Origin of the sequence: Vibrio sp. OPT46 (genome assembly GCF_015163535.1) — a bacterium.
GTDB lineage: Bacteria > Pseudomonadota > Gammaproteobacteria > Enterobacterales > Vibrionaceae > Vibrio > Vibrio alginolyticus.
Genome location: NZ_JADDYG010000409.1, coordinates 1 through 1,179, shown reverse-complemented (window position 1 = coordinate 1,179; position 1,179 = coordinate 1). Strand labels below are relative to the sequence as shown.

Genomic DNA, 1,179 nt, shown 5'->3' with positions numbered 1-1,179 from the left:
CACGCATTCGTATAACGCCCTGTTAAGGTGTGAGCAACGCAATACCGAAGCCGCCGCATACCACCTTAAACACTAAAACCAACGCATAGTAAAAATGCCACGCGTTGCGAATCACTCTTAAACAGTTTGTTATATTGCCAGTTCGACTTTCCTTGCGTAGATCATACCTTGAGTTGTTGTTATTGGCATTTTATCTGGTGTACAAAACATATCAATTCGATCAATATTATTCGAAATCGAATATTCTTCACCTAATTCCATGACAATAGGCTTACATGCCAACTCTTCAATAGCTCTACAGCGTTCAGCAATTAGATTTGTTACATTAAAGACGAATCTATACATATCGAAGCCTAGTTCATAGACTTCGCCATCTAATTTCAATGATGGCTTATTGCAACATACTTCCATGTTGGTCAATATGTCACTGTTATAAGAGTAACATTCAGATATAGAAGCCATCTCTTGCGAAACAAATTTTAGTTTTTTCTGATATTGCTTATGATTCTCTGGAACCATTGCGTTATCAATAAATGACCTAACACTTTTTGCAAAAGTTTCTAGCGGTATAATCAGATGCTGTACACGGTCAAAGTGTACGTTTTCTTCAATAGAGACAATCATTCTAATATCATCAACATCACCGACATGATGAAAATAGTTTCTAATAATCCTGAGTAGTTTAAAATCTGGGTAATCTTTTATATTACAGTCGAATAGCTCTTTCAGTTTGTCAGCTGTAGAATGAAGATTATTCAAGTATGTAAATAAGCTATTTACATCATGTTCTTCGATAGTATCAAGTCTTAAGAGAGCGCGTTGACTCTCAAAGTACCTATCTATAAATGTATAATTTTTCATAAAATCTCAATTGCAATATAACGCCGCATTAAGTGGTGAGCAACGCACCGCCTAACCTGAAATATAGTGCCATAAACACCGCACTAAAACTTTGAACTGAAACTGCCGAGCGTTGGGAATCCGTCTTAAATGCTTTGTTAGGCATTTACAACCACTTTAAGTCTTGTCTCCACTTACCCTGAGAGAGTTTGTCATTGTTACTGATGCGTTTGGCAATAGAGCGAGGATCTCTACCCAAGTAAGAAGCCATCTGTGATGGCTTCATTTCAAAATCAACCAACATTACTCGTAATTTTTCTTGATCCTCATGCGTCCAAG

1 protein-coding gene is annotated in these 1,179 nt (G+C 36.9%); it reads right to left on the bottom strand.

The window, feature by feature from the left end:
• Positions 1 to 129: 129 nt before the first annotated feature.
• Positions 130 to 861, bottom strand: coding sequence for a hypothetical protein (locus IQR33_RS18730; RefSeq protein WP_172558810.1), 732 nt, complete (start codon positions 859 to 861; stop codon positions 130 to 132).
• Positions 862 to 1,179: the final 318 nt, after the last annotated feature.

Excerpts from the sequence above, each read along its gene's own strand:
- IQR33_RS18730 (WP_172558810.1), bottom strand. The coding sequence starts at position 861 with ATGAAAAATTATACATTTATAGATAGGTACTTTGAGAGTCAACGCGCT.